11 protein-coding genes, 1 other RNA gene, 1 pseudogene and 1 riboswitch are annotated in these 12,798 nt (G+C 46.8%); of the genes and pseudogenes, 8 read left to right on the top strand and 5 right to left on the bottom strand.

What is annotated here, in order from left to right; translation table 11 throughout:
• Positions 1–102: 102 nt before the first annotated feature.
• From FD960_RS02480 to FD960_RS02465, 4 genes are all read right to left on the bottom strand, one after another.
• Positions 103–528, bottom strand: a complete 426-nt coding sequence (locus FD960_RS02480) for a PAS domain-containing protein (RefSeq protein WP_215299632.1) — start codon at positions 526–528, stop codon at positions 103–105.
• Positions 529–623: 95 nt separating this feature from the next.
• Positions 624–1,874: a formyl-CoA transferase gene (gene frc, locus FD960_RS02475; protein ID WP_215299630.1), complete on the bottom strand. Its 1,251-nt coding sequence runs from the start codon at positions 1,872–1,874 to the stop codon at positions 624–626.
• A 63-nt stretch (positions 1,875–1,937) separates the two neighbouring features.
• Positions 1,938–3,647, bottom strand: a complete 1,710-nt coding sequence (oxc, locus tag FD960_RS02470; protein ID WP_215299629.1) for an oxalyl-CoA decarboxylase — start codon at positions 3,645–3,647, stop codon at positions 1,938–1,940.
• Between the two features lie 214 nt (positions 3,648–3,861).
• Complete coding sequence (locus FD960_RS02465) at positions 3,862–4,479, bottom strand: Crp/Fnr family transcriptional regulator (RefSeq protein WP_215299627.1); 618 nt, start codon at positions 4,477–4,479, stop codon at positions 3,862–3,864.
• Between the two features lie 73 nt (positions 4,480–4,552).
• Positions 4,553–4,768: riboswitch (cobalamin riboswitch) on the top strand.
• 144 nt (positions 4,769–4,912) lie between these two features.
• On the opposite strand from FD960_RS02465, the gene FD960_RS02460 reads away from it, so the two are divergent.
• From FD960_RS02460 to FD960_RS02425, 8 genes and pseudogenes are all read left to right on the top strand, one after another.
• The gene (locus tag FD960_RS02460; protein WP_215299625.1) at positions 4,913–6,931 is read left to right on the top strand and encodes a TonB-dependent receptor; all 2,019 of its coding nucleotides are present in this window, start codon (positions 4,913–4,915) and stop codon (positions 6,929–6,931) included.
• Positions 6,932–6,955: 24 nt separating this feature from the next.
• Positions 6,956–7,849: an ABC transporter substrate-binding protein gene (locus FD960_RS02455; protein ID WP_215299623.1), complete on the top strand. Its 894-nt coding sequence runs from the start codon at positions 6,956–6,958 to the stop codon at positions 7,847–7,849.
• On the top strand, positions 7,849–8,826 hold the full coding sequence (locus FD960_RS02450; protein WP_215299621.1) for an iron ABC transporter permease: 978 nt from the start codon (positions 7,849–7,851) through the stop codon (positions 8,824–8,826). The genes FD960_RS02455 and FD960_RS02450 overlap by 1 nt, the downstream gene beginning before the upstream one ends.
• Positions 8,823–9,584: an ABC transporter ATP-binding protein gene (locus tag FD960_RS02445; protein WP_215299619.1), complete on the top strand. Its 762-nt coding sequence runs from the start codon at positions 8,823–8,825 to the stop codon at positions 9,582–9,584. Before FD960_RS02450 ends, FD960_RS02445 begins: the two co-directional genes overlap by 4 nt.
• A 50-nt stretch (positions 9,585–9,634) precedes the next feature.
• Entirely contained in the window at positions 9,635–9,919 is a 285-nt protein-coding gene (locus FD960_RS02440) for a hypothetical protein (protein ID WP_215299617.1), read from the top strand.
• Positions 9,894–10,124, top strand: a pseudogene (locus tag FD960_RS10550) (cell division protein ZapA); the annotation flags it as partial. The gene FD960_RS02440 and the pseudogene FD960_RS10550, both read left to right, overlap by 26 nt.
• 99 nt (positions 10,125–10,223) lie before the next feature.
• A non-coding RNA gene (ssrS, locus tag FD960_RS02430) (6S RNA) lies at positions 10,224–10,442 on the top strand.
• A complete protein-coding gene (locus tag FD960_RS02425; protein ID WP_215299615.1) occupies positions 10,443–11,261 on the top strand; it encodes a sulfite exporter TauE/SafE family protein in 819 nt (272 codons plus the stop codon).
• On the opposite strand, the gene FD960_RS02420 is transcribed toward FD960_RS02425, so the two are convergent.
• On the bottom strand, positions 11,258–12,781 hold the full coding sequence (locus tag FD960_RS02420) for a malonyl-CoA synthase (RefSeq protein WP_215299613.1): 1,524 nt from the start codon (positions 12,779–12,781) through the stop codon (positions 11,258–11,260). The two genes, FD960_RS02425 and FD960_RS02420, sit on opposite strands and share 4 nt — an antisense overlap.
• Positions 12,782–12,798: the final 17 nt, after the last annotated feature.

Genomic DNA, 12,798 nt, shown 5'->3' with positions numbered 1-12,798 from the left:
GAATTGGATCAAGTTTACCAGCGAGGGATTGCGCTGCAACATAGGATGCCTATTTTTTGGGCATAGCACCCTCAGGCCCCTGTTATTTGATATCTGAGCCAGTTATTGTGGGTTTTCAAGTTCAGAAAGGCGCTTTTTCAGAGCCCTTTCCTCAGCAAACCGCTCCGTCTCATCTCGAATCACCGCAGCCACCCCATTTGCCTGGTGCTTTTCATCGAAAAGCATACCAACCGTAAAGGAAATCGATAAAGTGCGTCCATCTTTGTGTTTTGCTGGCACTTTGAGTAAAGAGGTGCCGTAACGCGTTGTGCCAGTCGCCATGGACTTGCTATAGCCCTCATTGTGTCTTTGGCGCTGGCGCTCGGGAACAATTAAATCCAAGGTACTGCCAAGAGCCTCTTCTTCTGAGTAACCAAAGATTCGAGTCGCTGCTGCATTCCATAAAACAATCTTCTCATGCGCATCCGCCACAACAACGGCATCGCCAATGCACTCTACTAGCTGGAGCAAATCTACATTTGTTTTCATATTGTCAGTCTATAGGCTTTTTAAAGATCAATGGCGATAAAAAAGGCGCCCACTAGGAGCGCCTTTGAAATCAAAACAAATACTGCTTATTGTTATTAAACTGCTTTAGCTGCATGCAACTTAGCAATATCGTCAGCGCTGTATCCGAGGTCAGCCAATACTTCGTCAGTGTGCTCACCCAATACTGGTGATGGACCAACTTCGATTTCCAAGTCAGAGAACTTGATCGGGCTACCAATTGTCAAATACTTGCCACGAACTTTGTGGTCAACTTCAACAATAGAACCGCTCTTACGCAAGTCTGGTGATGCAGCCAATTCTTTCATTGAGAGAACTGGAGCACAAGGAATATCGAACTTGCGGAGGATGTCCACAGCTTCGTATTTAGTCTTGTCTTTGAGCCAATCTTCAATAGTTGCGAAGATGTCAAAAATCTTATCTTGACGAGCTTCAGCAGTCATGTACGCTGGATCAGTTGCCCACTCTGGTTTGCCCAAAGCTTTAGTAATTGGTTCCCAAGCGTGACCTTGAATAGTGAAGTAGATGTACGCGTTTGGATCTGTTTCCCAGCCCTTACACTTCAACACCCAACCTGGCTGACCGCCACCACCAGCGTTACCGCCACGTGGAACTACATCAGTGAATGAACCGTGTGGGTACTGTGGATACTCTTCGAGGTAACCAACTTTGTCCAAACGTTGTTGATCGCGCAACTTCACGCGGCACAAGTTCAATACAGCATCCTGCATTGAACAAGATACTTTTTGACCCTTGCCAGTCTTGGCGCGCTGCATCAATGCAGTCAAGATACCAATCGCCAAGTGCATACCAGTGTTTGAGTCGCCCAAAGCTGCAGCAGAAACTGTAGGAGGACCATCCCAGAAACCAGTTGTGGAAGCGGCGCCACCAGCACACTGAGCAACGTTCTCGTACACTTTCAAGTCTTCGTATGAGTGACCATCGCTAAAGCCCTTTACTGAAGCCATGATCATCTTTGGATTCAATTCTTGAATGCGCTTCCAAGAGAAACCCATGCGATCCAATGCGCCTGGACCGAAGTTCTCAACCATCACGTCAGATGTCTTGATCATCTTCTCTAAAACTTCTTTACCTTCTTGAGTCTTAGTGTCGAGTGTCAAAGAACGCTTGTTACCGTTCAACATCGTGAAATACAAAGCATCTGCACCTGGGATATCGCGCAATTGGCTACGTGTTACGTCGCCAGCACCTGGACGCTCTACTTTAATAACGTCAGCACCATACCAAGCCAACAGCTGAGTACATGCAGGACCAGCTTGCACGTGCGTGAAATCGATAATGCGAATACCGTCTAATGGTTTAGTCATGTTTGTTTCTCCTTAAAGTATTTCTATTTATTGCTCAATGTATGTAGAAAAGCTACCTATTTATTACTTCTTACCAGCAGCAGTAGATGGATTCAAGTTTGTTAAACGTCCACTTTCTGTACCGGCAGTTTCATCAATCACCGCATTAATCAGAGCTGGCTTACCTTCGGCAATCGCCTTAGTCAAAGCAGCTTCTAATTCAGCAGGGGTAGTCACGTAATAACCAACGCCACCGAATGCTTCAATCATCTTGTCGTAACGCGCATCCTTAACGAATACTGTTGGAGCAACATCAGCGCCACCAGTTGGATTAACGTCAGTACCGCGATACACGCCGTTGTTATTGAAAACAACCGTTGTGATTGGCAAGTTGTAACGGCAAATCGTTTCTAACTCCATGCCACTAAAGCCGAAAGCACTATCACCCTCTACTGCAACAGTTGGCAAGCCACTAGTAACAGCAGCGCCAATGGCGTAACCCATACCAATACCCATAATGCCCCATGTACCCGAGTCAAAACGCTTACGTGGCTTGTACATATCGACAATTGCACGGCAATAGTCAAGTGTGTTTGCGCCTTCGTTAACCAAGTTAACGTCTGGGTTTTTCTTGATCACATCACGAATAGCACGCAACGCGCCATGGAAGTTCATTGGTGAAGCTTCTTTGGCAAGTGTTTCCGCCATCTTCGCCATGTTCTTATCTTTTTTCTCATTGATTGCGCCAATCCATTCAGCGCTTGGCTTCGGAACAGCAGCAATACCCTTCAAGAGTTCACCAACGCATGAGCCGATATCACCAATCAATGGAGCATCGATTTGCACGTTGCTGTCCACTTCGTTTGCTTGAATATCGATCTGGATAAATTTCTTAGGATCTTTACCCCATGTTTTGCCTTTACCGTGAGCAAGCAACCAGTTCAAACGTGCGCCAACCAACATCACCGCATCAGCTTCAGCCAATACAAATGAGCGCGCCGCAGAAGCAGACTGTGGGTGATTGTCTGGCAACAAACCTTTGGCCATAGACATTGGCAAATAAGGAATGCCTGATTTCTCAATTAAGGCACGAATATCTGCATCAGCTTGTGCGTATGCAGCGCCTTTACCCAAGAGAATCAATGGACGCTTAGCGCCTTTCAACACATTCAATGCGCGCTCTACTGCATCAGCAGCAGGGATTTGACGTGGAATTGGATCGATTACCTTGAAGATAGACTTCTTAGCTTCTTCAACTGGCATAGTCTGAGACAGCAACTGTGCAGGCAAGTCCAAATACACACCGCCTGGGCGACCAGAAACCGCTGCGCGAATTGCGCGAGCAAAACCGATGCCGATATCTTCGATATGGTTAATACGGTATGCAGCTTTGCAATATGGCTTAGCTGCATTGAGCTGATCCATCTCTTCGTAGTCACCCTGTTGCAAGTCAACGATCTCGCGCTCGCTTGAGCCAGAGATCAAAATCATTGGGAAACAGTTCACCGTTGCGTTTGCAAGCGCTGTCAAACCATTCAAGAAACCAGGCGCTGACACAGTCATACAGATGCCAGGCTTTTGCGTCATGTAACCAGCGATCGCAGCAGCGTTACCAGCATGCTGTTCATGGCGGAAACCAATGAAGCGCATTCCTTCAGCTTGAGCCAAGCGGCACAAGTCAGTAATTGGAATACCAACTAGACCAAAAATGGTGTCAAGGTCGTTTGCTTTTAAAGCATCAATGACGAGATGAAAGCCATCCGTTACTTGTGTATTTTGATTGTCTGTTGTCATAGAAATTTTTAGTTAATTACACCGCCCGAACGTACAAACTGTTCAGTGCAATTTAGCTTTCGCTAACCGTCTCCAATTAAGTTATTCGTAGTGCCACGGGTAGCCATAAATTCACCCCCGTTGAGGCTGAGATGAATCTTAGGCTCGGGGGTGGGGATCATCATTGACTTCGGTCAATTTCCCCTAAAATCTAGAAATAAGAAGGGGGTTCGCCTCAGACGAAGAGCTCTTTATGCTTCGTTTTGAGGCGACTCAATGTCTCTGGAGAGAGGTTGAGATAGGCGGCCAGCTCCTTTTTAGGAAGCAACTCAAATAAGTCCTCGTATTTGCGCAAGAAGCGCTCTACTCGACCTGGAGCATCCAGCATATGCAAGGTGATGGTGTGAGCCATGATTTCACTCATTAAACGCATCACCTCAAACTCAAAACTCTCTTTGAGGGGTTTGTGGGCATCCAAAAATTCAGCCCATTTTTTAAGGGGCATCCGCGCTACGCGAGCCTTGGTAACCGACGCAATGCTATATGGGGCAGCTGTTTTGAGGCGCCAAGCGGCGTAGCTCGTTTCAATATCTCTCTCAATGGCAAAGCGCAAAATCATCTCTTTTGCATCCGCACTAGAGACAATCCTCTTCAAAATCCCATCCAGCACAAAGTACTGCTCCATCTGGTGATCACCTTGATGGAGCAAGATTTCTGATTTTTTGAGGTCTGAGATCTCTAAATAGCGCTCTAGCTCGGCCATTGATGCCGGATCCAGGCTTTTTAGCACTGAGTTTTGGCTCAGCTGCAAGCGAATCAGGTTTTTTTCGGGGTGCTTATCTAATGCTGTCATGAATCCTTAATCCTATAACCCATATTGTAGGCTTTTTTGACATATAAATCGGCTTAGGAACCATACCCATGAGATAGAATTGCGGAGTCGTGGTGCTTTGTTGCAATGCAACAAAGTTAAACGGGAAACACTAAACGTGTGCTGCCCCCGCAACGGTAAGTAAATGCACCCTAACTTTTCAGTAAAGGTGTCAGGAATTTGATAAAGCCACTGTGCGCGTCAATTGCATGGGAAGGCCAGATTCTGAGATTTACTAGCCCGGATACCGGCCAAGACAGGTGGAATTTTGCGGACGGGGACCTTCGCGCGCCGATGAAGCATCCCCGCCGTCCGGCGAGATGCCCAATTGACGCCTGAACTCTCACAAGTGAAATTCTGTTCGACCCAGCTTACGGGGAAGTTAGCTAGGTGATTCGAAGGCAGAAAGTTCATCATGAAACAGCAGTTCAGCAACAAAACACTAATCGCCCTATTTTGCGGCGCAGCAATATCTTTCAACACAGCAATTGCACTCGCCCAAAACTCTCAATCCACAGTCATTGTTTCGGGTTCGCGATTTGAAGAAAACCTCAATGAGGTTCCTGCAAACGTCAAAGTGATTACACGAGATGAGATTGCAAACTCGACTTCTAACAACATTCCCGAAGTGCTTTCACAGATTGGCGGGTTAAACATTAAAAACTCCAGCGGTAACCCCTTAAATCTAGACGCTTCAGTCGATATGGGCGGCTATGGCGCCACCGCTAACAGCACCACATTGATATTGGTGGATGGTCAGAGATTAAATCCCGTAGATTCGGGCACCATCAATTGGGAATCTATACCGATAGACTCCATTGAGCGAATTGAGCTCCTGCAAGGGGGAGCCAGCGTTCAGTACGGCAATGGCGCAGTAGGTGGAGTTATCAACATCATCACTAATGGTGGCGCAAAAAATCTCAACCAAGCATCAGTGACTTACGGTAGCTATAACACCGTCATTGGTAATGCGATTTTGCGCAATAAAGTTAACGACACAACCCTGCAACTGACGGCCAACACATCCAATACAGATGGCTGGCGACAAAACTCCGCAGCGAACGCCTATTCATTTGATGGGAAGCTAACTCAATCATTGGGCGGAATTGACCAGATCTACGCTGACATATTTTTCAACCATTCAAACTCTCAAACGCCGGGATCCGTCCTTGGCCAAGCGGGAACAGGTAGCCCTCAATCCGCTAGAGCCGCCTTTATTGGATCCACCACCACTACCGATAATGCGGGGGTTAGGGCTGGCTTTATTAAAGCAATCAACAGTCAGTTAACTTTTGATATTGATGGAACGTACTCAAATAAGAATACCAACTACAACGCTCCAGCCCTTCCATACCCGTACTACTCATTAAACCCAAACTGGCAACTAGCAGTCTCTCCAAAGATCAAAGCAAACTTTGGCGCGTGGGGCTCTACAGTAGTTGGGTATGACTTTAATCAGGCCTCACAGAGCAACTCGTCAGGATCAACCTTTAACAATACGAGTCTTCAGCAAAACGTCAGCATCCTTAATCAATCCATCTACCTTGTTTCACGAATTCCTTTACAAGTGGTTGATGGGCTAGAGGCTAGCGGAGGGTTTAGACATCAGGCGCAAAACGCTTCCACAAACGATCTCTCAACCGGTTCAACCATTAGCGCAAGTCAAAAATACTCCGCTAATGCGGGCGATGTTGCATTCAACTACAACTACCGACCCGGTCAAAAATTATTTGTTAAGTGGGATCAATCTTATCGATTTCCAAATACCGATGAATTCTGGGGATGGGATCAAAACGCCAACGGCGGTTATGGCGCCCCCGTTTTCAATGGCATCTTAAAACCTCAAATCTCTCAAACGTATTCAGCTGGAGGTGACTGGAGTATTAGTCAATCACATCTTTCAGCACTGATCTTCCAGTCAATTACACAAAATGAAATTCGCTTCGATCCATCTTCTGGTAGCAACATTAATACAGCAGGCAATATCAATCGAACTGGATTTCTTTTTGATTCATCAAGTAACATCACCCGAAATTTCACTCTAGCAAGCGGCGGAAAAATACAAAGATCCACCTATACCACTGGATCCATTTCTGGAGTTGGTGTTGGACTATCCCCAGACCTATTATTAAATGCTCGCGCTCAGTACGCGTTCAATAGCATGTGGAGTACAGGAGCTGTAGTGAATTACGTTGGCAACCAAAACTATGATGCCTCGCCATCCATAAGCAATTCATTGGCAAAGATACCTTCTTATGTTGCAGCGGATATTTATGCTAGCTATAGGATCCATTCTTGGGATGCTCGATTTACAATCAAAAATATTGGTGGAAATTCTTACGCAACTACTGGTGGTTATAGCCCAAGCAAAGGCTACTATTACTATCCCACAACACCAACAACGTATTTTGTAACAGCAAAATACAACTTCTAAATTAATAAGAGAGAACTCAAAGCCATGCAAGCCTCGACTCGCGCCCGCTATTTGCTGGTCGGGGTTGCATTATTTTTATTGGGCTTCTCATTGGCAATCCTTGCCGCGCCTGTTTCAGTGGTTGATGATCGTGGAGACACTATTGCGCTTGATGGGCCACCACAACGAATTGTCAGCCTTATTCCCTCGATTACTGAATCGGTTTGCGCGCTTGGTAAGTGCTCCAGTCTCGTAGGTGTGGATCGGTTTTCTAACTGGCCAAAATCCATTCGAGCACTTCCCAAATTGGGTAGCATGGGTGATGTCAATCTTGAGCGGCTGACACAATTAAAACCGGATGTCGTATTGCTAGAAAAAGCATCTCCACTGATTGCGAGGCTAAATGGCTTGGGCATTAAAACCTTCGCTCTCGACATTAAATCTATGGGCGATGAACAGCGCGGACTTGAAAAGCTCGATGCACTTCTTGCCACCTCGGAAAGTAAACGGGTCTGGAATCAAATCCAGAAGGAGATGATGCGTGCGAACAAACAGTTATCTTCAATGCAAAAGAATGTCCGCGTGTACTTTGAAGTCAATCCGGCACCATTTGCCGCAGGCAGAAACTCCTTCATTGGAGAAATTCTGACTCAGTTAGATTTGGTGAATATCATTCCGGAATCACTCGGACCCTTCCCAAAGATCAATCCGGAGTTTGTTGTTCAAGCCAAACCTGAAGTCATTCTCTTGAGTGAATCCACCACATCAGATATACAGAAGCGCCCCGGATGGAGCGCCATTCCAGCAGTATCCAATCATCGTATTTGCATATTTACCGCTGAACAAAATGATGTCCTAGTTCGTCCAGGCCCTCGCATGGGTGAAGCGGCATTGATTATTTCGCAATGCATTCAAGAGAAGCTGTCATCATCACGCTAATGCAAAAAAATTCTTTCTTAGGCAAATTGTTCGGCCTCTTTCTTATCAGCTTTGTTCTTGTTTTATTGGGAACACTATTAGGAAGTACCGGCAGTTATTGGGGGAGCCCCGAAGTAAATCAAGCGATCCTGCTGGATATTCGCCTACCTAGAGTTTTTGGGGCCTATCTTGCTGGGGCTTTATTGGGTCTTGCTGGCGGGATTGCTCAAAGCCTTTTTCGCAATCCCTTGGCCGACCCTTATTTACTCGGTAGCGCATCAGGCGCGCTGCTAGGCGTTGGGAGCATTCTTTGCTTTGCCTCATTGGGTAATGTCTGGCTAGAAATCATCGGTTTAAATGGCGGCGCCTTTATTGGCGCATTAACCGGAGTGCTGGCAGCCCTTCTCCTCGCAGGCGGATACCAAAGCTCTCTGCGCCTCTTGTTATCGGGCGTAGTCATTAGCGTGATTCTTGGGGCGGCGAATTCTTTATTTACCTTCATTCGTCCAGATCTCTTTCAAAGCATTCAGTCATTCATGTTGGGTAATACAACGCTTCTGAGCTGGTCGGGCGTAGATGTGATGAGCTTAGTGCTAGTGGCCTGCCTAATGGTGACTATGCTTGTCAGCCCAGTACTAGATGCACTGTCACTTGGTGAAAATACTGCGCGCACTTTAGGTCTTCCTCTGGATAAGTTAAGGCTATTGCTGATTGGTATATTGGCACTAGCAACTGGCTGTGCTGTAGCGCAAACTGGCTTAGTTGCTTTTGTCGGCTTGGCCGCACCACATTTAGTGAGAAAGATGTCGGAGGGTCGTCAGCGCATCCAATTATTGTTCTCTTGCATTGGCGGCGGCATCTTACTGCTGGGCTCGGATCTCATTTCGCGCACACTATTTGCCCCTGTTGAAATCCCGGTAGGCATTGTTACGGCAGTACTTGGTGGCTTCTACCTTTTATTCCTACTTAGGCGCACACCTTTAGGAGGGCGCCCATGAAAGTACTTAACTTAACAGTCTATCGAGGGCCATGCGCCATCCTCAACAATATTGATCTGGATATTCCTCAAGGTAAATGGACCAGCATCATCGGACCAAATGGCGCCGGTAAGTCTTCTTTATTGCAGGCTATGACTGGACTCCTTCCATACACCGGCTCCATCGAAATCAATGGGCAAGCATTAAGCGCTTTTTCTCGCAAGGATCTCGCTAAAACCGTTGCATGGCTTGATCAGGGCGCAACCCACTCCAATGAACTGGGCGATACCATTAGCGTATATGACACAGTCATGCTGGGAAGACTGCCCCATCAAGGGTGGTTGCACCTACCTTCTATGGAAGATCATGCAACAGTAGAGGCGGCTTTAAAGCAAACTGATAGCTGGAATTTACGTCATCGCCCAATACATCTCCTATCAGGTGGAGAGCGTCAACGAGCTTTATTGGCGCGACTACTAGCAGTCAATGCACAGATATTGCTCATGGATGAGCCTCTAGCCAATCTAGATCCACCACACCAGGCTGATTTTTTACAATGGCAAGATTCCCTGCTTGCGGAGGGTAAGACCTTGGTCACGGTCTTGCACGAAATTCATTTTGCGCTGCGAGCAGACCATCTCATCATGCTCAATCACGGTAAATTACATTTCCAGGGATCGAGTAAGGACCCAAAAACACATCAGGCGCTCATTGAGCTGTTTCAAGGCCGTATTCGCCTTGAAAAACTGGGAAATGATTGGGTTGCCCTGCCTAACTAAGGGAAAAATGGGAGTTTCACAAAGCTTTTTCCTAAGGCTACAATGCCTATATGAACGAGCACACTCCTCATATATCTAACGACTCTACTGAAACCGACCCCATCAAGGAATCGATTCAGAGGCTGTCCAAGAAAATTCAAGTGGTGAGTGATGCAGTAAAAGCCATTCAGCAGGATCGCAATCAACTTGAATTGAAAATTGAAGACGCGCAAAAAAGAATTCAGCACATATTAAGTCGCCTACCAGAACAAAGTGATGGCCGACAAATGAATTTACTTGGTGAGCCAGTAACACCAACTAACCCAGAGGATGACAATGAGCCAACAACGCATTGAAGTAACCCTCGCCGGCCAAAAGATCACCTTAGCCACTAGCGCCGAGCACGAGCCATTACTTCGCTCAGCCTGCGCCCTGGTTGATGAACAAATCCAACTCGCGATCAATGGCGGCAATCGCAGCATTGAACGCGCCAGCATGATGGCCGCCCTCAAAATTGCTGGCGACCTCATTACTCTCCAAAAAAATTCGCAACAGCATCCAGCACAGAGCGCCTCTTCCGGTGCAGACCCCGAAGAAATCACACGCCTCCAAAGCGAGATCCACTCACTCGAAGATCAAGTGGATGCTCTAATGCAAAGCCTTTCCCTGCCTGGTTCGCCAAGGCCAATAGTTCCTTGAACCGATGCGCAAGCATCAGGAACGATCTTTACCTTGTGGGCGTGAGCGTTTCGAACCTTCACAGTGGCAGCTTCGCGCTGTTCACTCCCTGAGCTTCTTAATGCACCCGAAACAGAGTAGCCGTTCCACCTTGAACCTTAGGGTTCAGGATGACGGCCTAGCGGCTAAGGCGGGGAATTCATGTCAATAAACGATATCGCAATGCTCATGCTCTGCGGGAGCATATCCGGCTTTTTAGCTGGACTACTTGGTATTGGCGGAGGGATGATTTTGGTTCCCTTCATGATTCTGGTATTCAATCACCTTGGCTTTAATCAAAGCGTGATAGTGCATATGGCAATTGCTACCGGAATGGCGACCATCCTCTTTACAACCACCTCCGCCATTTGGGCGCACCACAAACACAGCTCCATAGATTGGAAATTAGTGGCTGCTCTTAGTCCGGGGATGGTCATTGGCGGTTTAGTTGGCGGTAGCGAAATTTTTGAGGCCATCAATACCTCCTGGCTCTCACTGTGTTTTGCGATTTTTATCGTTTACACCTCAATCCAAATGATCATCAATAAAAAACCGTCTGCCGGACGAGAGTTACCAGGCACTCTAGGTCTTTTTTCTTTTGGGGCATTTACAGGCGTGATCGCCAGTCTAGTCGGTGCAGGCGGCGCATTTATTACCGTGCCATTCATGCTTTGGTGCAATGTCAAACCACATACCGCTATGGCTAGCTCTTCAGGCTTGGGCTTTCCGATTGCCGCAGCAGCCACGGTTGGCTATATGTATGGCAGTTGGGGAAATCCGAATCTGCCTGAGGGATCATTAGGTTTTGTTTATGTGCCGGCAGTGCTTTGTATTGTGGGCGTCAGCATCTTTACCGCCCCACTGGGAGCAAAGATGGCTAGAAAACTCGATGTAGCTCAGCTCAAGCGCATCTTTGGCATCATGCTGTTTTTGCTTGCGGCCTTCATGTTCAATGAAAGCCGCAAAGCATTCGGCTTCTAGTTGGTATATTGCTGACGCAAAATATTCTTCTGCACTTTACCCATCGCATTGCGAGGCAGGTCAGAAACAATTTCTAAGCGCTTAGGAATCTTAAAGTTCGCAATCTGTGTCTTTAAGGTTGCAATCATTGCTTGCGCATCCAACTTGGCACCCGCTTTTGGTACCACGACTGCCATTACGGCTTCACCAAAATCAGGATGTGGAATACCAATCACCGCACTCTCATCCACGCCATCCATATCATCAATAAAGCTTTCGATTTCTTTTGGATAAACGTTATAGCCACCGGAAATAATCAAATCCTTACTACGGCCAACGATACAGAGGTAATCCTTTGGGGCTTTCCCGCCATTGGCATCACCACCCCAACGACCGACGTCCCCAGTTTTAAACCAGCCGTCTTTTGTAAATTCTTCGGCAGTTTTCTCTGGCATGCGCCAGTACCCCTTGAATATGTTCGGGCCCTTAACCTGAATGCTGCCGATTTCATCAACACCACAAGGCTTGTTGTTTTCATTAACCACCCGTACTTTGACACCTGGTAATGGCAATCCAACTGATCCGCCAACACGATTACCTTTGTAAGGGTTAGAAACCAACATCACTGTTTCGCTCATGCCATAGCGCTCAAGAATCGGCTGGCCAATAACTTCCTTGAAAGTGTTGAAAGTCTCAGTCAACAATGGAGCCGAGCCGGATACAAACAAGCGCATATTGCGCGCTACATCTTTAGTGAAGTTTTTATCAGCCAAGAGGCGAACATAGAATGTTGGTACACCCATCATCACTGTCGACTTTGGCATGTGATGAATTAATTGCGCTGTATCTAAACGTGGCAGCCAAATCATCTTGCTACCATTAATCAATGCGCCATGAGCAGCAACAAATAAACCATGGACATGGAAGATTGGAAGTGCGTGCAATAAAACATCACCTTTTTTCCATCCCCAGAACTTTTGGAGAACCTGCGCATTGCTTCCCAAGTTCTTATGAGTCAACATCGCACCTTTGCTGCGGCCAGTGGTTCCAGAGGTATACAGAATCGCCGCTAAATCATCGTCCTTAACAGTGACTGTCTTGAACTTATCGCTTTGTCCACCTGCTCGCTCGAGCAATGTACCCTTGCGATCTTCATCTAAGGTGAACACATGTTTAGTGCCCGCCTTAAACGCGACCTTGGATACCCATGAAAAATTTTTGCTGCTGCACACCACTACCGCAGGCTCTGCGTTTTCTAGGAAGTACTGGATTTCCGCTGCTTGGTAAGCGGTATTTAAGGGCAGATACACATACCCAGCCCGAATCGTGGCGAGGTACAGAAAGAGAGCTTCTGGAGACTTCTCTACCTGCACCGCTACACGAGAACCTGCTGGCAGCTTGAGGCTTTTTAAAAGGTTTGCCATCTTGGCAGTTGCACGCTCAAGATCGCCCCAAGAGTAATAGAGACCATCATGTGTTTCTAATGCACATGCTTGTTTATCTTTTGGAAAACCTTTTTCCAATAGTGAATATAAATTCATCAGAACCTCAAAACTAG

Origin of the sequence: Polynucleobacter sp. AP-Nino-20-G2 (genome assembly GCF_018688235.1) — a bacterium.
Classification (GTDB): Bacteria; Pseudomonadota; Gammaproteobacteria; order Burkholderiales; family Burkholderiaceae; genus Polynucleobacter.
This window is presented reverse-complemented; position numbering and strand designations above follow the sequence as displayed.